General features: G+C 43.1%; 28 protein-coding genes and 1 pseudogene. 19 read left to right on the plus strand and 10 right to left on the minus strand.

All coding sequences use genetic code 11. From position 1 onward, the window contains the following. The first annotated feature begins 19 nt into the window (after positions 1-19). Both VEZ01S_RS08165 and VEZ01S_RS08170 read left to right on the plus strand, forming a co-directional pair. Positions 20-769: a DUF1223 domain-containing protein gene (locus tag VEZ01S_RS08165; RefSeq protein ID WP_021713549.1), complete on the plus strand. Its 750-nt coding sequence runs from the start codon at positions 20-22 to the stop codon at positions 767-769. 94 nt (positions 770-863) lie between these two features. Continuing rightward, entirely contained in the window at positions 864-1,481 is a 618-nt protein-coding gene (locus tag VEZ01S_RS08170) for a beta-phosphoglucomutase family hydrolase (RefSeq protein ID WP_021713550.1), read from the plus strand. Between the two features lie 88 nt (positions 1,482-1,569). Here the strand turns inward: VEZ01S_RS08170 and bamJ are convergent, their stop codons facing one another. The 4 genes and pseudogenes from bamJ to VEZ01S_RS08190 all read right to left on the minus strand — a co-directional run. After that, positions 1,570-2,043, minus strand: coding sequence for a BamJ family beta-barrel-assembly machinery protein (gene bamJ / locus VEZ01S_RS08175; protein WP_021713551.1), 474 nt, complete (start codon positions 2,041-2,043; stop codon positions 1,570-1,572). A gap of 8 nt (positions 2,044-2,051) precedes the next feature. Beyond that, the gene (locus VEZ01S_RS08180) at positions 2,052-2,669 is read right to left on the minus strand and encodes a thioredoxin domain-containing protein (protein WP_040890448.1); all 618 of its coding nucleotides are present in this window, start codon (positions 2,667-2,669) and stop codon (positions 2,052-2,054) included. A 95-nt stretch (positions 2,670-2,764) separates the two neighbouring features. After that, the gene (locus VEZ01S_RS08185) at positions 2,765-4,069 is read right to left on the minus strand and encodes an inosine/guanosine kinase (protein WP_021713553.1); all 1,305 of its coding nucleotides are present in this window, start codon (positions 4,067-4,069) and stop codon (positions 2,765-2,767) included. Positions 4,070-4,277: 208 nt separating this feature from the next. After that, positions 4,278-4,745 (minus strand): annotated as a pseudogene (locus VEZ01S_RS08190) (CreA family protein); the annotation flags it as partial. A gap of 150 nt (positions 4,746-4,895) precedes the next feature. On the opposite strand from VEZ01S_RS08190, the gene VEZ01S_RS08195 reads away from it, so the two are divergent. The 3 genes from VEZ01S_RS08195 (at position 4,896) to VEZ01S_RS08205 (ending at position 6,838) form a co-directional block, all read left to right on the plus strand. After that, positions 4,896-5,453 carry a hypothetical protein gene (locus VEZ01S_RS08195; protein WP_021713555.1) on the plus strand — a complete coding sequence of 186 codons (558 nt, stop codon included), beginning with the start codon at positions 4,896-4,898 and terminating at the stop codon, positions 5,451-5,453. 127 nt (positions 5,454-5,580) lie between these two features. Further along, on the plus strand, positions 5,581-6,237 hold the full coding sequence (locus VEZ01S_RS08200; protein WP_235868469.1) for an HAD-IA family hydrolase: 657 nt from the start codon (positions 5,581-5,583) through the stop codon (positions 6,235-6,237). A gap of 88 nt (positions 6,238-6,325) precedes the next feature. Then, complete coding sequence (locus VEZ01S_RS08205) at positions 6,326-6,838, plus strand: LabA-like NYN domain-containing protein (protein WP_021713557.1); 513 nt, start codon at positions 6,326-6,328, stop codon at positions 6,836-6,838. 104 nt (positions 6,839-6,942) lie between these two features. Here the strand turns inward: VEZ01S_RS08205 and VEZ01S_RS08210 are convergent, their stop codons facing one another. Next, positions 6,943-7,158 (minus strand): DUF2986 domain-containing protein, encoded by a 216-nt coding sequence (locus VEZ01S_RS08210; protein ID WP_021713558.1) that lies wholly within the window; start codon positions 7,156-7,158, stop codon positions 6,943-6,945. 192 nt (positions 7,159-7,350) lie between these two features. Here VEZ01S_RS08210 and VEZ01S_RS08215 point away from each other — a divergent pair, with 192 nt between their 5' ends. Then, a complete protein-coding gene (locus tag VEZ01S_RS08215; RefSeq protein WP_021713559.1) occupies positions 7,351-8,442 on the plus strand; it encodes a ketoacyl-ACP synthase III in 1,092 nt (363 codons plus the stop codon). Between the two features lie 157 nt (positions 8,443-8,599). On the opposite strand, the gene VEZ01S_RS08220 is transcribed toward VEZ01S_RS08215, so the two are convergent. Beyond that, positions 8,600-9,670 carry a DUF1254 domain-containing protein gene (locus tag VEZ01S_RS08220; RefSeq protein ID WP_021713560.1) on the minus strand — a complete coding sequence of 357 codons (1,071 nt, stop codon included), beginning with the start codon at positions 9,668-9,670 and terminating at the stop codon, positions 8,600-8,602. A gap of 217 nt (positions 9,671-9,887) precedes the next feature. Then, positions 9,888-11,546 carry an FAD-dependent oxidoreductase gene (locus VEZ01S_RS08225; protein ID WP_021713561.1) on the minus strand — a complete coding sequence of 553 codons (1,659 nt, stop codon included), beginning with the start codon at positions 11,544-11,546 and terminating at the stop codon, positions 9,888-9,890. 167 nt (positions 11,547-11,713) lie between these two features. On the opposite strand from VEZ01S_RS08225, the gene VEZ01S_RS08230 reads away from it, so the two are divergent. Genes VEZ01S_RS08230 through VEZ01S_RS08240 form a run of 3 tightly spaced genes read left to right on the plus strand, consistent with a single transcriptional unit; the run spans position 11,714 to position 12,893 of the window. Continuing rightward, a complete protein-coding gene (locus VEZ01S_RS08230; protein ID WP_021713562.1) occupies positions 11,714-12,040 on the plus strand; it encodes an ArsR/SmtB family transcription factor in 327 nt (108 codons plus the stop codon). Positions 12,041-12,050: 10 nt separating this feature from the next. After that, positions 12,051-12,473: a YeeE/YedE family protein gene (locus VEZ01S_RS08235; RefSeq protein WP_021713563.1), complete on the plus strand. Its 423-nt coding sequence runs from the start codon at positions 12,051-12,053 to the stop codon at positions 12,471-12,473. A 3-nt stretch (positions 12,474-12,476) separates the two neighbouring features. Beyond that, positions 12,477-12,893: a YeeE/YedE family protein gene (locus VEZ01S_RS08240; RefSeq protein ID WP_021713564.1), complete on the plus strand. Its 417-nt coding sequence runs from the start codon at positions 12,477-12,479 to the stop codon at positions 12,891-12,893. 221 nt (positions 12,894-13,114) lie between these two features. Here the strand turns inward: VEZ01S_RS08240 and VEZ01S_RS08245 are convergent, their stop codons facing one another. After that, on the minus strand, positions 13,115-14,014 hold the full coding sequence (locus VEZ01S_RS08245; protein WP_040890497.1) for an endonuclease/exonuclease/phosphatase family protein: 900 nt from the start codon (positions 14,012-14,014) through the stop codon (positions 13,115-13,117). Positions 14,015-14,299: 285 nt separating this feature from the next. On the opposite strand from VEZ01S_RS08245, the gene nrdD reads away from it, so the two are divergent. From nrdD to VEZ01S_RS08265, 4 genes are all read left to right on the plus strand, one after another. Continuing rightward, positions 14,300-16,420, plus strand: coding sequence for an anaerobic ribonucleoside-triphosphate reductase (gene nrdD, locus VEZ01S_RS08250; protein ID WP_021713566.1), 2,121 nt, complete (start codon positions 14,300-14,302; stop codon positions 16,418-16,420). A gap of 50 nt (positions 16,421-16,470) precedes the next feature. Next, on the plus strand, positions 16,471-16,941 hold the full coding sequence (nrdG, locus tag VEZ01S_RS08255; protein WP_021713567.1) for an anaerobic ribonucleoside-triphosphate reductase-activating protein: 471 nt from the start codon (positions 16,471-16,473) through the stop codon (positions 16,939-16,941). 265 nt (positions 16,942-17,206) lie between these two features. Next, the gene (locus VEZ01S_RS08260; protein WP_021713568.1) at positions 17,207-17,845 is read left to right on the plus strand and encodes a hypothetical protein; all 639 of its coding nucleotides are present in this window, start codon (positions 17,207-17,209) and stop codon (positions 17,843-17,845) included. A 194-nt stretch (positions 17,846-18,039) separates the two neighbouring features. Continuing rightward, a complete protein-coding gene (locus VEZ01S_RS08265) occupies positions 18,040-18,435 on the plus strand; it encodes a GIY-YIG nuclease family protein (protein WP_021713569.1) in 396 nt (131 codons plus the stop codon). A gap of 110 nt (positions 18,436-18,545) precedes the next feature. Here VEZ01S_RS08265 and VEZ01S_RS16740 read toward each other — a convergent pair whose 3' ends face one another. Next, positions 18,546-18,707 carry a type II toxin-antitoxin system ParD family antitoxin gene (locus VEZ01S_RS16740; RefSeq protein WP_021713570.1) on the minus strand — a complete coding sequence of 54 codons (162 nt, stop codon included), beginning with the start codon at positions 18,705-18,707 and terminating at the stop codon, positions 18,546-18,548. Positions 18,708-18,965: 258 nt separating this feature from the next. On the opposite strand from VEZ01S_RS16740, the gene VEZ01S_RS08270 reads away from it, so the two are divergent. From VEZ01S_RS08270 to modC, 5 genes are read left to right on the plus strand one after another with little or no spacing between them, the layout of a single operon-like run. After that, complete coding sequence (locus tag VEZ01S_RS08270; protein ID WP_021713571.1) at positions 18,966-20,147, plus strand: amino acid aminotransferase; 1,182 nt, start codon at positions 18,966-18,968, stop codon at positions 20,145-20,147. Between the two features lie 54 nt (positions 20,148-20,201). Continuing rightward, positions 20,202-20,855, plus strand: coding sequence for an ATP-dependent zinc protease family protein (locus VEZ01S_RS08275; protein WP_021713572.1), 654 nt, complete (start codon positions 20,202-20,204; stop codon positions 20,853-20,855). Positions 20,856-20,899: 44 nt separating this feature from the next. Continuing rightward, positions 20,900-21,664: a molybdate ABC transporter substrate-binding protein gene (gene modA, locus VEZ01S_RS08280; protein WP_021713573.1), complete on the plus strand. Its 765-nt coding sequence runs from the start codon at positions 20,900-20,902 to the stop codon at positions 21,662-21,664. 40 nt (positions 21,665-21,704) lie between these two features. Continuing rightward, the gene (modB, locus tag VEZ01S_RS08285) at positions 21,705-22,397 is read left to right on the plus strand and encodes a molybdate ABC transporter permease subunit (protein ID WP_021713574.1); all 693 of its coding nucleotides are present in this window, start codon (positions 21,705-21,707) and stop codon (positions 22,395-22,397) included. Continuing rightward, entirely contained in the window at positions 22,394-23,488 is a 1,095-nt protein-coding gene (gene modC / locus VEZ01S_RS08290) for a molybdenum ABC transporter ATP-binding protein ModC (protein WP_021713575.1), read from the plus strand. The genes modB and modC overlap by 4 nt, the downstream gene beginning before the upstream one ends. 104 nt (positions 23,489-23,592) lie before the next feature. Here modC and VEZ01S_RS08295 read toward each other — a convergent pair whose 3' ends face one another. After that, positions 23,593-24,027, minus strand: a complete 435-nt coding sequence (locus VEZ01S_RS08295; RefSeq protein ID WP_021713576.1) for a DUF3069 domain-containing protein — start codon at positions 24,025-24,027, stop codon at positions 23,593-23,595. A gap of 311 nt (positions 24,028-24,338) precedes the next feature. Between VEZ01S_RS08295 and VEZ01S_RS08300 the strand changes: the two genes are divergently transcribed. After that, positions 24,339-25,322, plus strand: coding sequence for a Solitary outer membrane autotransporter beta-barrel domain (locus tag VEZ01S_RS08300; RefSeq protein ID WP_021713578.1), 984 nt, complete (start codon positions 24,339-24,341; stop codon positions 25,320-25,322). Positions 25,323-25,437: the final 115 nt, after the last annotated feature.

Genomic DNA, 25,437 nt, shown 5'->3' on the forward strand with positions numbered 1-25,437 from the left:
TCAGTAGAAGGAGTCTCAGATGCGGTTTATTTTATCGGCGCTATTTTCCCCCTTAGTCATGCAAATAATGTTGCTAGGCACAGCGAATGCGAAAAGTGATTATCAGGTATGGTCACATCAAGGAAAGCCGGCTCGTATTATTGAGCTTTTTACCTCTGAAGGGTGTTCGAGTTGTCCACCAGCGGATACGTATTTGTCGCAATTTTCTACTAGTGATGATTTGTGGCAAGGGGTGATCCCGTTAGCCTATCATGTTGATTATTGGGATTATATTGGTTGGAAAGATCGTTTCGCTCATCCGTCTTTTAGTCAAAAGCAACGCCTTTATCGCAGTTATGGTGTCGTGGCGAGTGTCTATACACCAGGTTTTGTTGTGGATGGCAAAGAGTGGCGAGGCTTTTTCAATCCGCTTAATCGCACTTTGCCACAAGCTTCAGGATTGTCTGCGCCTAAATTGCAATTAGAGCGTAGCAAAGATAATTACAGTGTCACGTTTTTGGGCGAGGGAGCGTTGACCGTTCATATCGTATGGCTGGTGATGAATGAAAACACAGCGGTTAAAAACGGCGAAAATAGAGGAAAAATCTTACATCATGACTTTATTGTGTTGGAACAGCAAATAAAAGGTCAGCAAGCACAAGGTCAAACTCAGTGGACGTTTTCACCCAATGATGGAGATAACAATGCAGAGATAGACGCTGTTGCCGTCTGGCTGACTAAGCCGGGAGAGTTTGCTCCGTACCAAACGGTAGCCGGTTGGGTTCGATAAGTGGTTTGAAATAGATTTGTTGCATTTATGACATTGTTTTGTCTTGTGAGTTTGTTACAGTGGTGATAATACCTAATTTAAAGAGAGCAGATGGATGCAGCCAAAACTTGAAAAGTATCAAGGACTTATTTTTGATATGGATGGAACTCTTATCGACACTATGCCTGCCCATGTAGCCGCTTGGCAGAAAACCGCTGATGAATTTGGTTTTGATTTTGATCCGACATGGCTACATAGCCTAGGCGGAATGCCTAGCTCTAAAATCGTGTTAGAAGTGAATCGTCGTTTTGGTTTGGATCTTGATCCTGTCTTAGTCTCGGGCTTTAAAATGCAGCAGTTTGCCAACAGTGACTCAAAAGGGGAGCTGATTGCGATCACACATCAAGTATTACTGGATCATATGGGGGACAAGAAAGTCGCTATAGGCACAGGGGCACAACGAGAAGGTGCACACGAATTGCTTAAAGCGCGTGGTGTGTTTGATTTTTTTGATGCTGTGGTAACGGCCACAGAGGTAAATAATCATAAACCGCTCCCAGATACGTTTTTATTAGCGGCGGAACAAATGAAATGTGAGCCGAGCCAATGTGTCGTATTTGAAGATACATTATTAGGGCTACAAGCCGCTCATGCAGCAGGAATGGATTGTTATTTAGTGACCGAGGCTGGCTTTGTATTTAAACCAGTAACAGAAGCGGCGTTTACTGAATAAGCTCTGAAGAGCACAGTATTTCACTTGTGATTAATGATAAAAGGGCTGCCAAGATGCAGCCCTTAGTTGTTTATTTAATGTCTAACGTTTATTTAACGTCCAACAGCTCTACATCGAAAATCAATGTTGCTGATGCAGGAATTGGCCCGTTGCCGCCTTTACCATAAGCAAGGTTGCTAGGAATATAGAAACGGAACTTATCACCCACGACCATCAATTGTAGGCCTTCTTGCCAACCATGGATCACTCGATTTAGCGGGAATTCGATTGGTTTATCGCGATCTACAGTGCTATCAAATACGGTGCCGTCAATCAACGTGCCATGGTAGTGCACTTTTACCGTGCTTTTAGGAGCAGGGTGAACCTCACCATCACCTTTTACTAACACTTCGTACTGCAAACCACTGTCGGTGGTCACCACACCTTCACGTTGCCCATTTTCTTTAAGGAAGGCTTGGCCAAGAGCGATGTTTTCTTTGCCCGTTTTGTGACTGGTCCAAACTCGATAAATCATAAATGATGCCAATAGCACCACTATGGCAGGAATGAGAAACTTAGACATATGAAATATTATCCTTTAGAAAGTAAGAAATTGATTGTATTGGCAATAGATTGCACATCATCGTGAGCCGATGTAATCACCATGTATTTGCCGTTTATGATAAAGGTCGGAACCGAATTTATCATGCCTTTACCGGTAATATCTGCAGCGTTTGTGACTTCAACGAAAAGTTTTTCTTTTTGCTCTTGACTCAACTCGTATGGAGAAGTCATACCTTGGTGATGAAAGGCATCCACCAATTTTTGTTTTTTCTGCTCAGAGGTTAAATCATCGCTGGCATGATAGAGACTAAACAGCTCGTTTATCATCTCAGAATCAGGCTTTCCTGACTTAGATTGCATTGCTGCCGCATAATAAAACATGGCGGCCGCTTGAGCACTTTCATTGAAGGTGACATGGACTTTTCCAATCGGCTGTCCAATACCTTGCTCTATTTCAGGAAGATATTGCTCCATTTGCAGGCAGTGCCCACACGTTAAAGAGAACACTTCCACTACGGGTTGCTGTATTAGTTCACTAATATCATTGGGAAGTTTTGAATATTGCTTGTTCAATTCTGGCGTTTGATTTTCGCTACAAGCGGTCAGTAAAATCAAAGAAGCAAACAGCAGGCTAAGTGTTTTCATTATTTTTATCATAGTCTGTACCGTCTTAATCGTAGGGTAGGTAAGTTAAGTGAGCGATAACGATAGAGGTTATCTATCGCTATCGCCGACGAGATTTAGCGGTCCCAGTAGGCTTCTTCAAGACTGTCTTCTCGTTCAGGCAGTGTTTTAGAAAGACGAGGGGAATGCTGAGTCAGTAACTCATAGCTAACGCGGTTTGCGTATTTGCAAATTTGCGATAGCGATGAATACGTCAAATATGGCGCGAGATGCTTTTGTGACGCAGGCACATTCTGTTTGTGATAGGTGTTTGCCGCAATATCGTGCAGTAATGCAGACAGAGCGCCATCGCCCGCCCCATTAGTGTTTTTAATTTCAAGCGGCCCGCCTAAATAAGGGGAAATGTGCGAGTAAATTCGAACTGGATCTTTACAGTCGGTATAGCGCATTGGGCGGCTGTACTCGAATTTATTAAATTCAGGAATATTACCCGGCAATAAGATCGATTCGGTAGGGCGTTTACGATCGTTTTCGGTATATCCTGCCATATACAGGCCAACGGAGCCGGCGGTACATAGCACTAAATCTACCCACTCTAGAGTTTTATCAGCGGCAAGAAGCGGATCTTTTTCACCTGTTAAGGCTTCACCTTCTTCTTCGTTCATTGCCACTATAGTGACATTGGCTTTAATAAACTGCTGCCACCAATCGCTGTTGCCTTCAATAACGTACTTTGTGCCTAGTGTTAATACGACAGGGACATTGTTCGCTTTCGCCAATTCCACTGCACGTTGCACCGCTTGTGGCATTGGATCTTCTGGTTTTCCTCGCATCAAATATGACGACACGACTAAAGCACTGGCCTTTTCGAACACATGCTCAGGAATGCTCTGTGGAAGCAACTGGTTCATGTGCCCTTCATTAATCGCAAAGGTACGCTCACCGTCATCGGTAATTAGCGTATAGCAGCGTCCAATCGAACCATCAACTTTTTGTAGGTGGTTAAGGTTAACTCGTGAAGAAGTGCGGCATAAGTAGCGATAAGCGTAACTGCCTACATCAATGTTCTTCGACATTACACCAAGTAGCACAGATTTACTGTCGGCCAATACCGAATAATTGTGCAGAGTATTACCTATTGTATCGCCAGGGTGCTCATGCGTAATTAATTCGTTTTCTACTAACTCTTGATAAAGAGCGTCAGCGACTTCTTGCTCAACGACTAAGGAGTGACCTTTGCTCAAAGAGTATTTCGCCAAAAATTCATCATTAACACGCGCTTCGATATCGACAATCGTTTGTCCTACACCAACAATGGTCGGTCTTGCTAGTTTGGGAGTTTGGCGAATTTGATTCACTAGAGGATCGCGAGAATGGATCGGGAAGTAATGCTTTGACTTTCTTTGACCTGGAAACTTCATAATATCGTAATGTAGAACAGAGATATGTGGAGTATATCACAGGGAAAACTTCACATATCCATAATTGCTTAATTTATCAACGCTTAAACGCGAGAGTAGTTAATTAGTAAACAACATCGCTGTTTTTAGAGGTTGCATCCCCGACAGTCATTGGTTTTGTCTCGTTGACAGGGGCTTGCTGACTAGGCTCAGAGGTCGAAGGGGCGGGTGCACTTCCTTCTGGGTATTGATAGGCCTTTGTGCCCCACAATGGAACGGTTGAAAGACTGTGCTTATAACTGCCTGACGTTTCTTTTGTAGAGTAGGAAACGTACATTAGAGTCTGTGAATTCTTGTCTAGGATACGGCGGATCTTCATGGTTTTAAAGAAGACACTTTTTGATTTTTGGAAAACAATGTCACCTGACTTTGATGTATCTATTTTCGCGATCATGTCCGCGGTGATTTCACCCGTTTGACGACACGATATGGCCGAATCAGAAGGATCAGCAAGATCTAGGTTAGCCTCGATACTTGCGACGTGACACGTGACTCCAGTAACAATAGGATCGACTAAGATGTCAATTTTGATGTCTTTAGTAGTAAAAAGCCCTAAAGAGACGTCACCGACTTCATTTCTGTCGCATCCGGCAAGAGCCAGTGCAAGGATTGGAGCGAGAATAGCCATTTTTTTCATTGCGTGTTCCGAGAAATTATATCGTCTATTAAGTAAGTTAGAGTTTAACACATCCTCTTCAGCTTGTTTAAATAAGCGTTTGTTTGATAAAGAATTGTTCAGGCTTTATTCCGGGTGTATCCTTAATAAAATTTCAAAACGAGCACCATTATGAGTATTGAGAAGTCAGAACCTAGTATTGAGCAACTCCAACAGCTGAAAAATCAGTGGCTTTTTTCTCAGGTAGAAGTGGATTTTCCAACTCGTGAAAGCGTGTTGGGTAAAGCCTGTTATCTTGATCTCATAGAAGCGACGAATACCATTACCGCCTTTGATATTGATGAGCTTCAAGATAGCGACTCATCGGCTCAATTTGATTGGGTCAAAGCCGATTTTCATAAACTTACGGTGTTGTTTTCACAGTTTTATGCCAGTCACAGTCGCGTTCCAGTAGCGTCTAAAGAATACCTGCAAGAGTTTTTTGCTCAGATTATTTTAGATGAATCGACCCCACATTCATTGTGCTTAGGCTTCGCAGGTCCTGAGGTGGCCGCAGTGGCGATCGTCTCTTGTGTAAAAGAGCGAGTGCTCGTTTCAGATTTACTATTGGCTGACTCATGCAGTGAAAAAGCAGAAGTGTCCGCAATCCTCAATGTTTTTGGCCGTGAGTTGATGGATAACCAAGTAAATCACAGTATATATGTGCATCGTTCTCGCTACATTAAGTGATCTGGGTCTGCTAATGAAAAACTATTCATGGCATAGATAACAGTAACTTATTAAGCCTTTTCACACGCGAGAGATTCTTAGTTATAAATGGAGTTATAACAAGTCAGGTGCTATGGAAAAGCCATCTATGAAATGTGTGATCTTTGACTGCGAAGGAACGCTAGTTGATAGCGAAAAATTGTGCTGCCAAGCTTTGGTGAGCGTGTTTAATAGCGTCGATGTTAAATTAAGCCTCGACGAAGCACTTGCGCACTTTAATGGTGGCAAGTTGTCCGATATTTTAATGCAAACCACTAAGCGTTTGGGAATTAAAGCCGACATCGACGAACTGGTCTTAATGTATCGAGAGAAAAGCAAAGTGCTTTTTCAAGACCAATTAATGCCTTCAAAGAATGCGGTCATGGTTCTAGATAAGCTCAAACAGTTAGGCATTGAAGTGTGTGTAGTTTCTAATGGCCCATTGAGTAAATTAGAATCTCAACTGGAAATTAGCGGTTTAGCCCGTTATTTCAAAGGCAGCATGTTCAGCGCTTTTGAGGCGAACAGTTGGAAGCCAGATCCTGATCTTATTCGATATGCAGCCATGAGGATGGGATTTCAGGGCAAAGACTGCTTGTTTGTTGATGATACCCAGCAAGGTGTGCAGGCCGGGTTAGCCGCGAATATTACCACCTTACATTATCGCCCCAATCACCTATCACCAAAATCGACAGCAGAGGGTGCAATCAGCATATCCGACTTAAGTGAACTGCTGCAATTTTGCATTGAAGAACCGACATATTAACTGAGATTTAGCGCTTAGTGTTCGTGTTTAAGTGGCGTATACTCAGTTAAAATTAAACGGGGATCTGCAAGTTAAAATGAATCAAGCTATGGCCGAACACTCAGCGTCAGAAAAAACATCGACGTCTAAAAAACAAGTGGCTATCTTTGCTGATGTGCAGAATATCTACTACACTACTCGTGATGCGTATCGTCGCAACTTTGATTACAACGCATTTTGGGCACTGGCAATGGAATATGGCGATATTGTTTCCGCCTATGCTTACGCTATTGCGAGTCAAGATCCTAAGCAGCGCCAATTTCATCATATCTTAAGAGGGGTAGGATTTAAGGTTAAGTTGAAACCTTATATCCAGCGCGCTGACGGCAGTGCTAAAGGGGATTGGGACGTTGGTATTACTATCGATATTATGGAAACCGCCCGCGATGTTGATACCATTATCTTGCTTTCAGGGGATGGCGATTTTGAGTTGTTAGTTAGACACGTTGCTGAGCGCTATAACTGTAACGTCGTTGTATTAGGTGTCCCACAATTAACCGCCAACGGTTTAATTGAGGCCGCCAGTGAATTCATCCCGATAAAAGACGCACTTTTGAGATAGTCCGTATTCAGCTCTCAAGTTCATCTTTGTTTGTCCGTAAATAAAGAGCCAGAGCGCCACTAAGCTTATGAGCTTATTCGGGCGCTCTGTATCAATCTTCACTGTTATTTTTGCTCTGACTCTGGTGCATCAGCGTTTGCATCGGTCGCGTCATTTTCCGTTACCGCAACTTGCCCTTCTGCAGCTTGCGCCGCTTCTTGTTCCATCTTTGCCCGTTCACTTTTAGAAATGTATTTAGGCTTGTTTGAACTGTGCAGTTTAGAATTTTGCTTCTTTATTTTCTTTTTTAATATTTGATTGATCTTTTTCTTACGGTTCATTTTTTAACCTTGATTAGCATGACGGCGCTAAGACTAACATAAACCAATAAGGTGCGCTGTAATTTGCGTAAAGATGCTTAAAATCACGCTTTACAGAATCTATAGTAGAAGCGATTAGGCTTTGCCTTTTGTATTTTGGGAATGAACGTATACTCTTAAAATACTTAACAAAATGCATAATGAGTAGGGTATATGACAAACAGGTATGCAGAAATTTCAGGCTGGGGTAAATGTTTACCACCCTCGATATTAAGTAATGAAGATCTGAGTACATTCTTAGAGACCTCTGACGAATGGATTAAGCCAAGAACGGGCATATCCGCACGCAGAATCAGTCATGTTCAAACCTCAGATTTGGCAACGGTGGCCGCTCAAAGAGCCATGGATTGCGCGGGAATAGACGCCGACGATCTCGATCTTATTATTGTCGCGACCTGCTCACCTGATACGTTAATCCCTAATATTGCTTCTAAAGTACAAAATAACTTATCGGCATTTAAGGCGGCCGCTTTTGATCTTAATGCAGCCTGTACTGGATTTGTATATGGGCTTGAAACCGCCACTCGAATGATTCAAGCCGGCAGTTACCAACATGTGCTAGTAATCGGTGCTGAAAGGTTGAGTTTCTTTATTGATTGGACACAGCGCGATACAGCGGTGTTGTTTGGTGATGGCGCAGGAGCGGTGGTGCTTTCGCAAACAACGCAACCCGTAGGGCTACTAGAAAGCAAACTAGGCTGTGATTCTGAAGGACGTGATATTTTAGCGGTGCCAAGCTTTGGCACATCGATGCAAAGATTTGCTGAGGACAACGGCTATTTTACATTTAATTTTGTCGGAAGAGAGATTTTTAAACGTGCAGTAAAAGGAATGGGGAGCGCGGCTCAGCATGTGCTTACACAGGCGCAATTGTCGACCTCTGCCATTGACCTAGTGATACCTCATCAAGCTAATGTGCGAATTATTCAAACTTTGTGTGATATGGCGGGGATTGAGCAAGAAAAAGCGTTTATAAATATACAAAATTACGGAAACACGTCTGCTGCGACTGTGCCAATAGCAATCTGTGAAGCGGCTGAGCAAGGGGTGATTAAACCGGGTTATGAAATATTGACGGCAGCGTTTGGTGCGGGATTAACTTGGGGGGCTGGGCGCATTCGTTGGGGACAACGAGTGACTCCAATAAAAGAGAGCCGTGCAAGCTTACCAGATTGCGAACAAAGTGCTTTGCAATTATTGGAGCAGGCGATTCTACATTGTAAGAGCAATCCGAATCGCAATTAAGCGAGTTGTCTCTGCTCGTCACGCCCCTACATCTTGAACGAAAAAATGGCAGCGAGCGTAAGCGATGCTGCCATTTTTATGACGAAGGCCAAGTGCCTATAATCGGTTATTCACTAATCAGGTATTCACTGTCAATGGCTAATGGATGTCGATTTGCTTAGCTTTGTTTTAGCGCAGCAATAATCGGATCTTGTGTTGCTTGCATCACGTTAGGGGTGACGCCGTAATGACGTGTGGTAAAGGTAAAATCTTGCCCTTTAGTATCGATATTATTCTTAGCGGTGTCTCCGCAGTTAAAAGAGACGGTGATCGTACCATCTTGGTTAGTATCCCAAGTATTTGAGCTAATGTGACGTACGCCTTCCATTAGGTATTTGTCAGAATCATACGCAGTAATCGAGGTGAAAAATTTATTTTCTGGGTCGTTAAAGGTCGCGCTGTAACAGACGTTGGCTTTTAACTTAGCGCTGTTGGCGTATTTGTTCCCCACAAAAGCCTCTGGGCTTGCGCCGCCCCAGCCAGCCGCGTTTTCTAGGTTCCACTGATGCAAGTCCGTGACTTGTTCACTGGTGCGAGGGAAGGTATAGGTGAATTTATCCATAGAGTTGACCTCTTTGGTGTAGTTTTGCACCCAAGTTTCCACTTCGTCATAGTTATACGGCTGAACTTGGTAATCTGTAGCAAAGTTAAAATCAGCGACATTGACCTTGTCTAATTGCTCAACCGCGTGCTGGATGCCTTTTTCTGTGCCTGAGCGATAAATCAGCATTGCGTACTCTGATTCAACAGCAAGTTCATACACACCATCTTCAACCACATAGTGTTGCCCATGACCACGCTCGGTCACCACTTGCACGGCTAAATAGTTGTCTGTCTTTGGTATCGAAAAGCTCACCTTGCCATTTTCGGCTTTAACGATAGCCACGCCATATAAGGTATCGTCGTTCATCTGCACCGTTGGCGCCGCTTTGCCGCGTGGGGGCAGATTCTGCATGATCACAAATTGAGAGTTGGCTCCTTTACTGGCCCAGTTTCGATAATTGCGTGCGGTCTCAGCGTGCGAGAAGTTCTGTGCCGTGACAGTGAGTGCTTGTGCTTTTGAGTTGTGTACGTTTTCAGCAGCCATCACATTTGGCGCTAGCGATACTGTAGTAAGCAGGGCGGTAGTGAGCACTACATGAGAAGAAAGTGCACGAGAAACAAATGTATTTGAGCGAACGTTAAGCATGGTTGTAACCTCTAAAATGAAAACAGAAAAGATGCGTTTTTAAGTCAATAAAACAATCGGTGAGTCACAAGCTCCGTTTGTCACTGTGTTGCTTTAAAGAGACTTTAAGAGGGTTTAGAGGGAATTTGAAATGACGTTAATCAATAGCAGATATTCAATATATGGATATGCTCATGAAATCAATGACCTAGGAGCGAACACCTAGGTCATAAAATAATTAGGCGGTGGCGATTTTGTAAGTGCGATAGCCACCGAGTAAGTTTTTCGCTTTATAGCCATTATTGACTAGCTGTCGATAGGCCACGTTGCCACGCAGGCCAACTTGACAATAAATGATGATCTCTTTGTCTTTTGGCAGTTCGTGCATGCGCTGACGCAGTTGATCGACAGGAATATTGATGTCCCCTGCAATATGATTACCGTTTTTGCGCTCGGCTGGGTTTCGTACATCAAGCAGTAACTGCTTATCAGTTAAATGTGCAATTTCGTTAAAGTGAATAGGGGTTGCGTCGCCCTCTATGATGTTATTTGCCACAAAAGCGGCTTGGTTAATAACATCTTTAGCACTGCCAAAAGGTGGCGCATAGGTGAGCTCTAGATGTTGTAGCTGCTGCACGCTCATGCCAGCGCGTTGCGCGACCGCCATTACATCAATGCGCTTATCGACGCCGTCTTTGCCCACCGCTTGCGCGCCGAAAATTTTGCCTGATTGTGGGTCAAACAACATTTTAAAGGAGACAGTTTCTGCGCCCGGGTAGTAGCTAGCATGACTTGCGGTATGCACATACACTTTTTCATAAGCTGTGCCGCTTTGCTGCAATTGTTTTTCATTCATGCCGGTTGAGGCAACCGCTAAGTCAAATACCTTACATATGGCGGTGCCTTGCGTGCCTTGATAGCGTTGCTCTCTACCCAGCATATTATCGGCGGCCATGCGCCCTTGACGGTTGGCCGGCCCTGCAAGGGGAACAAGAGTGGGGTTACCTGTGACAAAATCTTGCTCTTCAACTGCGTCTCCTACAGCGTATATAGAAGGATCGCTGGTCTGCATTTTCGCATTGGTGTAAATGCCGCCAGTCGCGCCGATACATAGCCCAGCTTGTTTAGCGAGCTGAGTTTCGGGGCGTACGCCAATTGCCATGATCAAAATATCGGTATCTAGGGACTCACCGTTGCTGAGTTGAAGCTTTAGTGATTCGCTGTTTTGATGACGAAGGTGCTCGACCGATTGCAAGGCCACGCCAAGTTTAAGATCGATGCCTTTATTGCGGATCTCCTCATGGACAAAGCCGGCCATTTCTCGATCTACTGGCGTCATTACTTGCTCGGCCATTTCAATTAAACTGGTTTTGATGCCAAGTTGCTGGAATGCTTCCATCACTTCAAGGCCGATGAATCCGCCGCCCACGACAGTGGCGTGCTTAGGTTTATTACTGCATAGCGTATTTAAAATACGATCCATATCGGGAATGTTACGCAAGGAGTGAGTGAGAGGGTTATCAAGCCCTGAAATAGGCGGAATTATTGGCGCAGCACCGGGGCTAAGCAATAGGAAGTCATAGCGTTCGGTATATTCACTGCCATCAATGAGATTTTTAACCGTGACGCTTTTTGCTTGGCGATCAATGGCAATCACTTCGTTCATCACGCGCACATCAACATTAAAGCGAGCTAAAAAGCTGTCCGGTGTTTGCAGTAACAGTTTACTTCGATCTTTGATGTCACCACCAATGTGATAGGGCAGACCACAGTTGGCAAAGGAAACAAATTCGCCCCGTTCAAACATGATGATTTCTGCGTCTTCACTTAAACGACGTGCACGAGCCGCCGCTGATGCACCACCTGCTACGCCACCGACGATGAGAATTTTAGTCATTGCTATCACTCCAAACTTAGGGTTGATTGATGTTGTGTCGTTATAATATAAGTTAATTCTAATATTAGTCCAACTAAATTTGCAATTACTTATTTAGGGTTGACTAATATAAAGAATTAACTAGACTAATCCAATGTTGCTATCCAACCCTAAGCTGAGTTTATCGTATGAATATAGAAGATAAATTAACCTCAGAGGCCACCTCAATGAAAGTGCTCAAAAGCAAAGCGGACAATGTCGCGTCTGTGCTAAAAGTGCTTTCACATAGTGAGCGTTTGATGGTGCTGTGTCAGTTGATGGAAGGGGAAAAACAGGTCGCTGACTTGCAAAATGGCTCTTTGCTACATCAATCTGCACTCTCTCAACACCTTAAAGTGCTGCGAGATAATGAGCTTGTACAAATAAGAAAAGAGTCGCAAAAAGTGTTCTACTCGCTAAAGAATAAACAGGTAGAGCAACTCATTACATCCTTATATCAAATCTACTGTCGTTAGGGAGAAAATTGTGGAATTTACTGTGCCTTGGGCTTCATTGTTTGGCGGTATGCTGTTAGGTGTATCCGCTTCGATATTGCTGTTATTTAACGGAAAAATAGCAGGAATTAGTGGCATCGTGTCTGGTTTGTTAAAAAATAAAGTGGGTGATAAAGGTTGGCGCTGGCTATTTGTATTAGGCTTGATTGCGGGCGGATTACTAGGGACAACGGCGTTTGGCGCGACGATCCCAACTAGCTATGACAGTCAGTTGTGGGTGCTACTGCTCGGCGGTTTGCTGGTGGGTATAGGCACTAAAATCGGCAATGGCTGTACATCAGGCCACGGCATTTGTGGTATTGGTCGTTTATCTAAACGTTCGCTAGTGGCAACCTGCGTCTTTATGCTAGTAGCGGGTGTTACCGTGTTTGTTCGTTTACATTTGTTGGGGTAGCTCATGTTTAAAATAGTGTCTTTAATCGCTGGCGTGTTGTTTGGTTTAGGTATGGCGGTTTCCGGTATGGTCGATCCGGTTAAAGTGATCGGATTTTTAGATGTAGCGGGCAATTGGGATCCCAGTTTAGCCTTTGTTATGGGCGGTGCGCTTAGCGTATTTTTACCTGTCTATCTTCTAGTGATAAAGAAACGAGAAAAATCTGTGCTTGGTTTGAGCTTTTCGTTAGCTACTAACAACGCCATTGATAAACGCTTGCTCACTGGCGCGAGTATTTTTGGCATTGGTTGGGGCTTAGTCGGGGTTTGCCCAGGACCGGTTATTTCATCGTTAGGCAGTGGCAATATTCAGGCAGTGCTGTTTGTCATCGCAATGCTCGCGGGGTTTTTCCTAGGTGACAGGGTCACCAATAATCAATAGTGAACTGTGGCATACCTATTACATAGCAAGATAATGAATACTCCTTAATACGACTAATAACTCAGGGCCTGTTGCTTTATAATTAGTCACTGTATATTTATACAGTATCCGTATCTAGGGGGACAGAATAAAGTTGTCCCCGTTTTTATTGCACATCTAATGCTCAACATGTGTGCGAGTGCCTTCATAAATAAGGCGTTTAGAGCGATGAATACCTCAATTTAATGCTGCAAAGAAAACGACACTGGGCAGTGATCGCTGAGTTGATAGTTCAGTACATCCTGCTTTGCGTAGACATTTTGTTTTGGCAGGGTGTGGTTTAAGTCCGAACTGACGATGATGTGATCAATCAAGCTTCTAAATCTATGAGTTTGCTTTGGATTTCGGTTAGAGCGGATTTCACATGTTGCTTGGCTGGTGCGACTGGCCAGTGTCGCTTTAGCGGTATTTTTGCTGAGAATTTGCCATACCCAGTCGCCCTTATAAGCCAGGTTATGATTAAAGTCGCCGAGAACAATATAAGACTGTCCTTTATTTTCTCGCTGTTTTATCCATTGATTTAACTGCTTTGCTTGTTGTTCAACGATGTTGCAAGAGCGATTAGGGTTCTTTTTGCCTTGGCAGCCTGCTTTCAGATGTACGGATAATAGATGCAGGTGACTTGAGTCTTGGTTTGATGTAATTTCTATATAAGTGGCAAATCTAAGCTTACCGTGTTTTTCGACGTTTAAATCAAGGTCGGGATGTTCAATAACCTGAAGGTTTTTATTGAAGGCAAAACCCGTGTATTGGTTGATGTCTCGAAATTGCTTGGCCGAGTGTTTGGGGAGCGCACGTTCAGACAGTACCACCGTATATTGAGACCCCACCACCTGTTGAATGGCTTGAGCGCTATCGACTTCTTGAAAGGCTAACAGATCCGGATGGATACTTTCGAAGTAACGGGAGAGGGTAGCGAAGTCATTTTTATCCCGCTGACTTTCTGAAAACTGTGGATAACTTTGCGTGGAAAGCCATGCTAGGTTCCAAGTGGTTAATTTTAAATCGGCCGCATACGCACCAGTGGACACGCTTAAGATCAGCAACATTAAGCTTGCAAATGCAAGTGATTTTTTTCTCATAATTATTTTCAAAATTTGATATTCCTGTTCATCGCCCATCGTAAAAGTACTTTAAAAATTGCAACCCATACTAAAAAAAAAATACCTTTTTTTTCGTTATGTGAGAGATGTAATTTACTTCATAAAGATCGTTCCTTAAATAGAACACTCGACCCTTATCTTGATCTAGATCAATAAAATAATATGGCGCATCTCGTTAAATACGCCCACAATATGTAGTGTCGAATATTCAGTTAAATACCCTATATAGTGTATCTGTGTATATACTGTGGGTAAGGAGAAATTGTGAAACCAGTTGTGTTAAAAAGAGATGGCTCTCTTGCCCCTTTCGCTAAAGATCGCATCGTCGCGGCTATTAAAAGTGCAGGATCAGACGTTGATCAATGCCTAACAAACTATGCCGAAGACGTAGCAAAGCAGGTTGAGGGACAACTGGCGGGTATCCAAGAAGTGGATATCCAGCAAATCCAAACATTAGTTGAAAATGAACTGATGCAAGGCCCGTACAAAGGATTGGCTCGTGCGTATATTGAATACCGTCATGATCGCGATAAAGCACGAGAGAAGAAAAGTGTGCTTAACCAAGAGATCCAAGGTCTTATCGAACAATCTAATGCTGACCTGCTGAATGAGAATGCCAACAAAGATGGTAAAGTGATCCCAACTCAACGTGATCTTCTTGCGGGCATTGTGGCTAAGCACTACGCCAAAACACACATTTTACCTCGTGACATCGTACAGGCTCATGAGCAAGGCGATATCCACTACCACGATCTCGATTACGCACCGTTTTTCCCAATGTTTAACTGTATGCTTATCGATCTTAAAGGCATGTTAACACATGGATTTAAGATGGGTAACGCTGAGATAGATACGCCAAAATCCATTTCTACAGCAACCGCGGTCACCGCGCAAATCATCGCACAAGTGGCGAGCCACATTTACGGCGGCACGACCATCAACCGTATCGATGAAGTGCTTGAACCCTATGTGATGAGCAGCTACGAAAAGCATTTAGAAGTAGCCAAAGAGTGGGATATTCATGATCCAAAAGCATTTGCACGCTCTCGCACTGAAAAAGAATGTTATGACGCATTCCAATCTTTAGAGTATGAAGTCAATACTCTGCATACCGCAAACGGTCAAACGCCATTTGTGACCTTTGGCTTTGGTTTAGGCGCATCTTGGGCTTCGAAACTGATTCAAACTTCGATTTTGAAAAATCGCATAGCAGGTCTTGGTAAAAACAGTAAAACAGCTGTTTTCCCTAAATTAGTCTTTGGTATCAAAGATGGCTTAAACCATAAAGCCACCGATCCAAACTACGATATTAAGCAACTGGCGCTAGAGTGTGCGACCAAGCGTATGTACCCAGATATTCTTAACTACGACAAAGTGGTTGAAGTTACGGGGTCATTTAAAACGCCAATGGGTTGCCGTAGTTTCTTAAACGTTTATGAAGAAAACGGCGAGATGATCCACGATGGTCGTAATAACCTTGGTGTGGTGAGCCTTAACCTTCCTCGTATTGCACTGCAAGCGCAGGGCAGTGAAACACGCTTTTATGAGCTATTAGATGAGAAGTTGGCAACAGCACGTCGTGCATTAGAGACTCGTATTACTCGTTTAGAAAACGTGAAAGCACGCGTTGCTCCTATCCTATACATGGAAGGTGCGTGTGGCGTTCGTCTAAACCCTGATGATGCAGTGTCAGAAATATTTAAAAACGGCAGAGCGTCTATTTCTCTTGGCTATATTGGTATTCACGAAACAATTAATGCCCTATACGGCACTGAGCAACATGTGTTTGATGCGGCTCAATTGCGTGAAAAAGCGTTGGCAGTGATTTCTTACCTAAAACGCAATGTGGATACGTGGACCGAAGAGACGGGTTACGGCTTTAGTCTATACGGTACGCCAAGTGAAAACCTGTGCAGCCGTTTCTGCCAAATTGATACTAAAGAGTTTGGTGTAATCAAAGGCGTTACAGACAAAGGTTACTATACCAACAGCTTCCACTTAGACGTGGAGAAAAAGGTTAACCCGTACGACAAAATCGACTTTGAAATGCCATATCCTGCGATTTCAACGGGTGGTTTCATTTGTTATGGCGAGTTCCCGAATATGCAGCGCAACGTCGAAGCATTAGAGAATGTCTGGGATTACGCTTATACGCGCGTGCCATACTACGGAACTAACACGCCAATCGATGAGTGTTATGAATGTGGATTTAACGGTGAGTTTGAGTGTACGAGCAAAGGCTTTACCTGTCCTAACTGTGGCAACCATGATTCAGCTAAAGTATCGGTCACTCGACGCGTATGTGGTTATCTAGGTAGCCCTGATGCACGTCCGTTTAACTTCGGTAAACAAGAAGAAGTGAAACGTCGCGTAAAACACTTATAAGTAAGTGACATAGCAATACCTTTTAAACAATTAGCACGAGCAACACATTGATGAACTACCACAATTATTACCCAGTTGACGTGGTCAACGGGCTAGGAACACGCTGCACCTTGTTTGTTTCGGGATGCATTCATCAATGTCGTGGCTGCTACAATCAATCAACTTGGTCTCCGAGTGCTGGGCATTTATTTACCCAAGAAATGGAAGACCAAGTGATTGCTGATCTTAACGACACCCGCATCAAGCGAAAAGGGCTGTCACTGTCTGGTGGCGATCCCCTTTATCCGGGTAATCTTGAAGCAATCTTTAAGCTGGTAAAGCGAGTAAAAGAAGAGTGTCCCGGAAAGGATATCTGGATGTGGACCGGCTACGTTCTCGCCGAGCTTAGCGAAGAGCAACAACAAGTGGTCAACTACGTAGATACTTTGATTGATGGCAAGTTTGAAAAAGACTTAGCCGACGCTCGTTTAGAATGGCGAGGCAGCTCAAACCAAGTCATTCACCGCTTTACATTAGATTAAGCGCCTGCAGGTTACTTAGCGTCTTGTTATGAGATGTTGAGTGATGTCTGTTATCAAAACGACCTATTAAGGGACAGATTTTATAATCTGTCCCTTATTTGATTCTAATCAAATTAAAAATAGAAATATAACGAGTAATTCAAGCAGGTTCGTAACGTTCGATATTTTTAGCTTTAATGATTAAGGTACAATCGTTTAGGAAGAGCAGTAGAGTTGATCGCTACTTAATTGATAATTGAAGCTTCTTTTTTAAATAGGCGGAGAAATGGACAAGGAAGAAAAAACAAAGCCTCTACGAAAGTGGAATGATTTAGCAAAAGAAAATACTGAAAATGCGATTGTAGCATCCATGTTTGTAGCAACACTGAAAACTACTTCTAATTTAGATACTTTAAACAATTGGCTCCTCGTGGCAACGGGGGCAGTTGCATCCTTCTTATTGGCAAATATTAACAATATCTCAGAGTTTCTTGGACGTAATGCTATTGTAGAAGGTGGTTATATATTATGCATTTCATGTGTGTTCGGTCTATTTGGAAAAATAATGGGCATGCGTTGCAAAATGGCTCAAGAAGTCAGTGAAACCGTTATGCACACATTCCGCGAACATATGAAAGCTCATGGTGAAGAAGAGGTGAAAATTCACGAGGGAGCGAAATTTTGGGGGATTTCACTTGATACAGGTGTGCGAATTGAAAGGATTATTTCAGAGTATTTAGCTCTATTTCCTAAGCCCATTCGATGGCTTGCAAATCACTACTTTAAAAAAGAAAAGAATAACCCTCAAATTGCTTATGTTAGCCAAATGAGAAGTTTGCAGGTACAAAGTGGAGCAATATTAATTCAAGCGACTCTGTTTATATATTTCTTTGTAGCGATGTTTTCTGCGATATCGAGGGTCTAGCAAATTGCTCAAGCAGACTGCTGATGTTCGACCGTTTAACTCTCTGGATTATGATGGTTTCTTGAGTGTTCTGCGAGTTTAATGAGTATTGATTCATTCAATTTAATACAGCTAAAACACTCGATATTTTTGTTTTATCGATAAACTCTCGGCCAAAAGTTTTAGTCGATGAATTAGATGTTATAGGTAAATTGATGTTAAATAAGTTGATTCAAATAGGTTTTAAGAAAGCTGGCGATTGGAGTCTGGTTAATGAGGTGCCATCGCTTCATATTGAAAGTGAGGCATTTTCTAAAAATGTCCTTTATTGTTTCGTTGTGGCTGGAAATCCTAAATATGTTGGTAAAACAACACAGATCTTGAAAAAACGCATGTACGGTTATGAAAAACCTGGGACATCTCAGAGCACCAATATCAAGAATAATAAATTAATCGTTGAAGCATTAAAGTCGAATCTTAGTGTGGAGCTATTTGTTCTGCCAGATAATGGACTTCTCTACTTTGGTGAGTTTCATGTCAATCTAGCGGCAGGTTTGGAAGATAGTATAGTTAAGGGTATTGAACCAGAATGGAACCGACTGGGTAAGTAATTTCAGTAGGCCTTTTTCTCATAGGGCACTGCTTATATCCAATTTTTATTGATTATTATTGTTGTTGTTAATTATGTGTCTTGTTTTAGGCTATCTGCGGTGATTTTCTCTTATACATCACCAATGTTTATCTTTACGTTATCAAGCTCTTCAATTAAAGACTCATAGCTATAATCAACGATCTCGCTTTGCTCACCTTGCACTAGCCTGTTGCGCAAGGTATGAAGTTTGGTTTCTTCGTCTTTTGAAGTCGCATTTGTATTCTTAACCATGAGTTCCTCTTTGAATTGATAGCAATATAGTGAATTACGGAATAAAAATATAGCAAGGCAATGAAAGGGAATAAATCAGCTGTTTCTCACTTGTCACGTAAATAGACTCCAACAGCACAAATGAGCTGGGCACTAACCCCCCTCAAATCCAATAAATTACCCCAGCAAGCCAGTTTAACCCCGATTAACAGTTTCGATTTCTCCGCGCAAATGATAACGTGACACTATCCAAATGAATTTCAAAGGGTTGTGACTTTCATGTTCTCCAACTTAACTGCACCTAAACAGGATCCTATCCTGTCTCTTTCTCAAGCTTACCGTTTAGACCAACGTGATAATAAAGTTGATCTTGGTATTGGCGTCTATAAAAACAGTGACGGTGTCACTCCGGTCATGCAATCGGTACTTACCGCGCAAGCGCGAGTGCTTGAACAGCAAACGACTAAGGCATACGTAGGTATGGCAGGGGATGAAGAGTTTAATGCTGCGGCATTAAGCCTTGTATTACCTGATGCTGCGGTGGCTTCTCGTGCTAGCTCAATTCAAACTCCGGGCGCAAGTGGTGGTCTACGCATGTTGGCTGAATTGATAGCCTTTAGTAACCCGGGCGCAACGGTTTGGCTGAGTAATCCTAGCTATGTAAACCATCAACCAGTGATGGAAGCGGCGGGTCTAAAAGTTAAACATTATCGTTATTTTGATGTGGCGACTAAGCAAGTTGATACATCAGCATTGCTGGAAGATTTGGCAAAAGTGAAAGCGAAAGACGTGGTTCTTTTGCATGGCTGTTGTCATAACCCAACGGGCGCTGATTTAACGCCAGAGGCGTGGAAGAGCGTGACTGAATTAGCGCAAAGAAACGGCTTCTTGCCATTTATCGACATTGCTTATCAAGGTTTTGGTGATGGGTTAGCGCAAGATGCGTTTGGCGTACAGCACATGGCAAGCAATTTACCTGAGCTACTTGTGACCAGTTCTTGTTCTAAAAACTTCGGTTTGTACCGAGAAAGAACCGGCAGTGCGATTATTGTGGCGGATCAAGCAACGCATGCCACAAATGCGCGCGGCAAATTATTACAGATGGCAAGAACCACTTATACTATGCCTCCTGCTCATGGTGCGTCTATAGTTAAAACTGTGTTGTTAGACAATGAGTTAAAAGCGGCATGGCAACAAGAGCTAGAGCAAATGCGCCTACGCTTGGTTAACTTACGTGCTAACTTGTGTTCAGAGCTCGTAGAGCGCACAGGCTCGCACGATTTTGACTTTATTCAGCAACACAAAGGAATGTTTAGCGTGTTAGGTTTCGCGCCTTCGCAAATGCTTCGATTGCGTGAAGAGTTTGGTGTGTACGGTGTTGATGATGGACGTATTAACATTGCCGGACTAAGAGAAAAAGATTTAGCGTATGTCGCATCATCAATTGCGGCGGTGCGTTAATGTGCGACTGAGCAACTAAAAATATAACAAACTAAAATTGTACAGGTGGATAGGATGAAACATTGGAAAATTTTAAGTATCGTGCTCGCAACAAGTGCCATGACAGCATGTTCTACAACGGCTCCGCCTAAGCAAGATCAAGAGCAAGAGGTAAAGTTTGAACAACCTGTCATGGAACAAGAGCCTGAAGAGGCGATTGAAGAGGTTGTAGAAAAACAAGAACCGAAAACCGAGCCGGAAGAAAAGGAAGTCAAGCCAGCTCCTGCACCCACTAAAACCGCAGACGGTAAATTGATTCTTGGTGAAAGAGAGTGGATTTATTTCCCAGAATTTAAATCGACGGTGAAAGCGCGTATTGATTCTGGAGCAACCACATCGTCGCTGTCTGCTGTTGAGATAAAGCAGTTTGAACGCGATGGCGCACAATGGGTGAAGTTTAAACCGTCGCACAACGGTAAAGTGGGTAAAGAGATCAGTTTGCCTGTGGTTCGGTTTGCTAAAATTAAGCAATCGAGCACTGAGGATACGGACAAACGTCCTGTGGTCTCAATATGGATTCAACTTTCTGATCTAAAAGAAAAAACCGAGTTTACTTTAGTGGATCGTTCGCACCTTGATTTCCCTGTGCTACTTGGGCGCAGCTTTGTTCGCGACGTTGCCATTGTTGATGTCAGTCGACACTATGTGCAGCCTAAAGTGAGCAAGTAAATCCGATTTGGTGCCCAAGCGGGCACCTTTACTATAAGCTTGTTATGTATCGTTACCTTACTCTTCTATTGCTGACCTTTTCTTGTCATGCGTTTGCCCATTCAGAGCAAACAGTCTACGTTTACGCTGCTTCATCAATGACGCAAGTGGTGCAAAATTTGACTCAGCTTGCCGCAAAATACAATATCAAAGTTAAAGGCGTGTTTGGCTCTTCCTCCTCGTTATCTCGACAGATCGCCAATGGTGCTCCCGCCGATATCTTCATTTCTGCAAATACTCAGTGGATGAACTATCTAGAGCAGCAGCAACATAAAGGTGTTCAACCGTCTCATATTATTGCGGGGAATCAGCTGGTGGTCATAAGTGGTGAAGATTTACCGCTTATGTCGACACTTTCAGAACCTTCGGTTTGGCAGAATAGGATAGGTAAAGGTAGGATAGCGTTAGGTGAAACAAACACCGTTCCAGTTGGTATATACGCAAAAGAAGCGCTGTTGTCATTAGGTGTATGGTCATCATTATCAACACGCACCGCACCAATGAAAAATACTCGCGCAGTACTTGCGATGGTAGAGCGTAGACAAGTGCCGGTTGGTATCGTCTATGCGACGGATGCGAAGCAATCAAAGAAAGTGAAGGTGCTTGCCAATATTTCACCTCAGCATTATGCGCCAATCCAATACCCAATGTTGTTGTTGACCAATAAAAGCAGTGCCAGTCAGGTATATCAAATGATGCAGGCGAAACCGATGGAAGGGGTTTTAGCTGAGCTTGGATTTAGTTCAAGCCCGCAGATATCCGCGAACTAAGCAGCCATAACAGATTAGAGCATTGAATTAGAGGACACTCATGCTTACCGAGATCGAATCCATTGCACTTATTCTGAGCTTAAAGGTGGCATTTGTTGCCAGTTTTTCCATCCTTCCTTTAGGGGTAGCCCTCGCTTGGTTATTGGCCAAGAAAGACTTTTATGGCAAAAGCTTACTGGATGGTCTAATTCATCTTCCTTTGGTGTTACCGCCGGTGGTTATTGGCTATGTTTTATTGATCCTGTTTGGTAAACAAGGCGCAATAGGTCGATGGTTGGAGGCTTCGCTAGGCATTGATTTCTCATTTAGCTGGAAGGGAGCGGCGCTGGCGTCAGCAGTAGTGGCATTGCCTTTGATGGTACGCTCGATACGCCTAAGTATCTTATCCGTCGACAGCAAACTTGAAGAGGCGGCGATGACGTTAGGCGCGAATCCTTTTATGGTCTTTAAGCGCATAACGCTACCACTGATTATGCCGGGGATTATTTCGGGTTTGGTACTAGCGTTTGCGCGCAGTTTGGGTGAATTTGGCGCGACTATTACCTTTGTGTCTAACATTCCTGGTGAAACTCAAACCATTCCTTTGGCGATGTTCAGCTTTCTTGAAACACCGGGCGCAGAATTTGCAGCGATGCGCCTTTGTATTATTGCAATCGTGATTGCATTGATATCACTATTTTTGAGTGAATGGATGTCTCGTCGCTCTCAGCAAAAATTGGGGTTGATTGAATGACATTGCAATTTTCTTTTACCCATCGATTTGACAGTCAAGATTTTGCAATTCAGTGTCAACTGCCAGCGAAAGGCGTCACTGCGGTTTTTGGGCGTTCGGGTAGTGGCAAATCGACGTTATTAAATGTGCTCTCTGGCTTATTGCATCCTCAATCTGGACATGTGAAATTAAATCGATTGACCATGTTAGATACGCAGAAGAATATTCACCTTCCCGTATGGAAGCGTAAAGTAGCGATGGTTTTTCAAGACGCGCGCTTGTTTCCCCATCTTTCTATCAAAGAAAATCTGCTATTTGGTGCACCTAAGCGCAGCTCAAACACGTTTTTAAATGAACTTACCGCGCTGTTAGGTATTGATCATCTTTTAACGGCGAAGCCAAATACGTTAAGCGGCGGTGAAAAGCAACGAGTAGCGATTGCTCGGGCACTGCTCAGTGAGCCACAGTTGTTACTCATGGATGAGCCGCTTGCAAGTTTAGATATTCCGCGAAAAAGAGAAGTGATTCAATATCTTAATCAGCTATCGGCAAAGATTGAAATCCCAATAGTCTATGTGACGCACAGCCTAGAAGAGGTGATGCATTTAGCGGATCATTTACTGGTATTGGAATCGGGTAAAGTGGTCGATTTTGGTGATGTCGAAACGGTATGGAACAGCGGCACGCTCTCTTTATGGCAAGAAGGAGAACGTCACAGCACGCTGCTCAACGCCAAAGTGGCTGAGCGACATGAACACTATGCAATGCGCAAAATGAAAGTTGCGGATCATTGGTTATGGGTACCTGACCAAGGATTAGAGGATAAAGTGGGTCAGTGCGTGCGAATTCGAATTGATGCTCAGGATGTGTCAGTGACATTGTCACGTGATGCGGCGAGCTCTATTCGAAATAAAATCCCCGTGACGATCTCTGAGATCAAAGCCATTAATGCCCACTCTAATTTAATTACATTGCAGCTAAGCAACACCTTGATGTTAAAGTCAACTTTAACGCAGTGGGCAACAGAAGAGCTCAATTTAACGCAAGGCTGTCATGCATACGCGCAGGTGAAAGGAGTTAGCTTTACACAGCAAAATTTGGCCTCCCATTAAGGAAGTTGAGTTTTGAGCGTGCTGTCTCGTACAAGGTAAAAAGTAAAAAGCCCTAGTGGTATCCAACTAGGGCTAATGATTATATGTGTTTCGGTATTCTAGATTTAGTTTTTTAGGAACACATTATTAAAGTCACGCTTTAAGATAGGATCTCGGCGTGCTTTTTTCATTTGTTTGACCATATCTTTAATGCAGTTGAATAGCACTTGGTCTAGCAACTGCGCTTTATAGTTATTGGTCTCTTCTTCGGTCATGTTTTCAGGAATATTCAGCGTAGGGAACTCTTCTAGTAGTCCTACACCTGCAAATGATTGACTTACCGAAGTGAGCGCATGAAACTGCTCAAAGTTATCGACAACATTTTGCGCGCTGGCTGGGAGTTCATCCCATGCTTTACGCACTTCTTCTTCACCGGCCTCATGTATGGAAACAACCATTTGGAACATTTGCTCAGGCACTTCATCGAATTCGATAACCTGGCGTAATTCCGCTGAAACTTCACTTAGATCGATGGTTTGATCTTCAATTATTTCTGACATAAGTACATACCTAGTTGTAGTGGTGTTTTCATCGTAAAAAGTTACGCGGAAATGTCAAACTATTCAGCTCTATTGAGTGATGAAACTAGGATAAATCGTCATCTGATTCGTTTTGCGCTTGAAGTAACGGATTTTTTGTCTAAAAAAGCACCTTATGCTGTCGTTTTGTATGCTCATACTTTCATTTTTCAGAATCAAATTTTAAGAAATTTAAATAAAAAACAATGCAGAAGCTCAAATAATTAGTGAAAGCATGAAGTAAACTGGCTATTGTTTAGAGTAATGGATTGTCGTGTATTTACGGAGGAGCTTTGAATCGTTGTTTACTATGCCTTATTGCGTTGTTTCTGACAGCTTCAGCACATGCAGATGAAGTATTGCGTGAAATACTAGAGGAAAACTTTGCAACAGCGGTATTGCTTAGTGATAGTGAAGCGATCTCTTTTGGCTTTCAAGATTTTGACCCTAATAACTTTTTAACAGACAACAACGATAATATTGGCAGTGAAGAATCCTTAGCACTGCGTAAGCAAATTGCAGCTTACACCATCCCTTACACCGTAAAATTACAAGATGTTCCTTTATCTGATGGCGAGTTTATCAAGCAAGATCTAACGTTTATAGGTTCGTTCATCGAAACAAAGCGTAATATCTCGTATGGTGATGATCCTCTAGAACCCAAGGACAGCAGTCGTGAACAAAACTTCATTGTTGCCACCAAATACGGCGCTAGTTTCCCCCTGAGTAAGAATTTTAGCTTAAATACGGGCATTGGCAGTAACCTCATGTACTACCGCAACAAGTACACTTATCGGAACTCATTCAGCGAGTTTTTTAGAGATGAGCTCGATGGTCGTGCCTTTAATACCGATGCGTGGGCGTTTACCGTTAAGCCAAATATAGAGCTGCATTATACTAAGCCACAAAGTTGGGGACATTGGGAAACGTTTACCGAACTTAAGTTTTTCTATGGCATTGGCTGGGGAGAAGCCAATGGGGGCAATGTGGGAAATCCTGGTGGTTGGTATTGGATTAATGGTGTGAAAGGTTTTTACGACATTGGTCACTTAGGCGGTTATGGACAAACCGTATTCACGAGTCTGCGTCGCATTGACGTGGGGGGCGATCTTGAAGATCCAATGGGCACAAGTAACTACTACGAGTGGAGTGCGGGTTGGTTAATGTCGGTTCCGTTTTTAGCAGACTATATTGATAATATTGGTTTGGGGTTAAACATAAACTACGGCAGCAGTTTAAAAGGGGGCACGTTAGTATTTTTGATCAATGAGCATTAACCACACTCTACAATCTGTACTTTCTAATCCTTAGCTCCATTATTTTCCTTAAAACCACCAAGCACGAATGTGTGCTTCTTTGCCACTAATATCATTTCATTATTTTCTTCATTTT

Origin of the sequence: Vibrio ezurae NBRC 102218, from assembly GCF_000467185.1 — a bacterium.
In the GTDB taxonomy this organism is placed as follows: domain Bacteria; phylum Pseudomonadota; class Gammaproteobacteria; order Enterobacterales; family Vibrionaceae; genus Vibrio; species Vibrio ezurae.

Bases quoted from the DNA above. Each gene is read 5' to 3' on its own strand.
- VEZ01S_RS08215 (WP_021713559.1), top strand. From the start codon at position 7,351: ATGACAAACAGGTATGCAGAAATTTCAGGCTGGGGTAAATGTTTACCA.
- nrdG (WP_021713567.1), top strand. From the start codon at position 16,471: ATGAACTACCACAATTATTACCCAGTTGACGTGGTCAACGGGCTAGGA.
- VEZ01S_RS08170 (WP_021713550.1), top strand. From the start codon at position 864: ATGCAGCCAAAACTTGAAAAGTATCAAGGACTTATTTTTGATATGGAT.
- VEZ01S_RS16740 (WP_021713570.1), bottom strand. From the start codon at position 18,707: ATGGTTAAGAATACAAATGCGACTTCAAAAGACGAAGAAACCAAACTT.
- VEZ01S_RS08200 (WP_235868469.1), top strand. From the start codon at position 5,581: ATGAAATGTGTGATCTTTGACTGCGAAGGAACGCTAGTTGATAGCGAA.
- VEZ01S_RS08260 (WP_021713568.1), top strand. From the start codon at position 17,207: ATGGACAAGGAAGAAAAAACAAAGCCTCTACGAAAGTGGAATGATTTA.
- VEZ01S_RS08205 (WP_021713557.1), top strand. From the start codon at position 6,326: ATGGCCGAACACTCAGCGTCAGAAAAAACATCGACGTCTAAAAAACAA.
- VEZ01S_RS08270 (WP_021713571.1), top strand. From the start codon at position 18,966: ATGTTCTCCAACTTAACTGCACCTAAACAGGATCCTATCCTGTCTCTT.
- VEZ01S_RS08220 (WP_021713560.1), bottom strand. From the start codon at position 9,670: ATGCTTAACGTTCGCTCAAATACATTTGTTTCTCGTGCACTTTCTTCT.
- VEZ01S_RS08195 (WP_021713555.1), top strand. From the start codon at position 4,896: ATGAGTATTGAGAAGTCAGAACCTAGTATTGAGCAACTCCAACAGCTG.
- VEZ01S_RS08275 (WP_021713572.1), top strand. From the start codon at position 20,202: ATGAAACATTGGAAAATTTTAAGTATCGTGCTCGCAACAAGTGCCATG.
- VEZ01S_RS08240 (WP_021713564.1), top strand. From the start codon at position 12,477: ATGTTTAAAATAGTGTCTTTAATCGCTGGCGTGTTGTTTGGTTTAGGT.
- VEZ01S_RS08165 (WP_021713549.1), top strand. From the start codon at position 20: ATGCGGTTTATTTTATCGGCGCTATTTTCCCCCTTAGTCATGCAAATA.
- VEZ01S_RS08210 (WP_021713558.1), bottom strand. From the start codon at position 7,158: ATGAACCGTAAGAAAAAGATCAATCAAATATTAAAAAAGAAAATAAAG.
- VEZ01S_RS08185 (WP_021713553.1), bottom strand. From the start codon at position 4,069: ATGAAGTTTCCAGGTCAAAGAAAGTCAAAGCATTACTTCCCGATCCAT.
- modB (WP_021713574.1), top strand. From the start codon at position 21,705: ATGCTTACCGAGATCGAATCCATTGCACTTATTCTGAGCTTAAAGGTG.
- VEZ01S_RS08265 (WP_021713569.1), top strand. From the start codon at position 18,040: ATGTTAAATAAGTTGATTCAAATAGGTTTTAAGAAAGCTGGCGATTGG.
- modA (WP_021713573.1), top strand. From the start codon at position 20,900: ATGTATCGTTACCTTACTCTTCTATTGCTGACCTTTTCTTGTCATGCG.
- VEZ01S_RS08230 (WP_021713562.1), top strand. From the start codon at position 11,714: ATGAATATAGAAGATAAATTAACCTCAGAGGCCACCTCAATGAAAGTG.
- bamJ (WP_021713551.1), bottom strand. From the start codon at position 2,043: ATGTCTAAGTTTCTCATTCCTGCCATAGTGGTGCTATTGGCATCATTT.
- VEZ01S_RS08295 (WP_021713576.1), bottom strand. From the start codon at position 24,027: ATGTCAGAAATAATTGAAGATCAAACCATCGATCTAAGTGAAGTTTCA.
- modC (WP_021713575.1), top strand. From the start codon at position 22,394: ATGACATTGCAATTTTCTTTTACCCATCGATTTGACAGTCAAGATTTT.
- VEZ01S_RS08245 (WP_040890497.1), bottom strand. From the start codon at position 14,014: ATGAGAAAAAAATCACTTGCATTTGCAAGCTTAATGTTGCTGATCTTA.
- VEZ01S_RS08225 (WP_021713561.1), bottom strand. From the start codon at position 11,546: ATGACTAAAATTCTCATCGTCGGTGGCGTAGCAGGTGGTGCATCAGCG.
- VEZ01S_RS08180 (WP_040890448.1), bottom strand. From the start codon at position 2,669: ATGAAAACACTTAGCCTGCTGTTTGCTTCTTTGATTTTACTGACCGCT.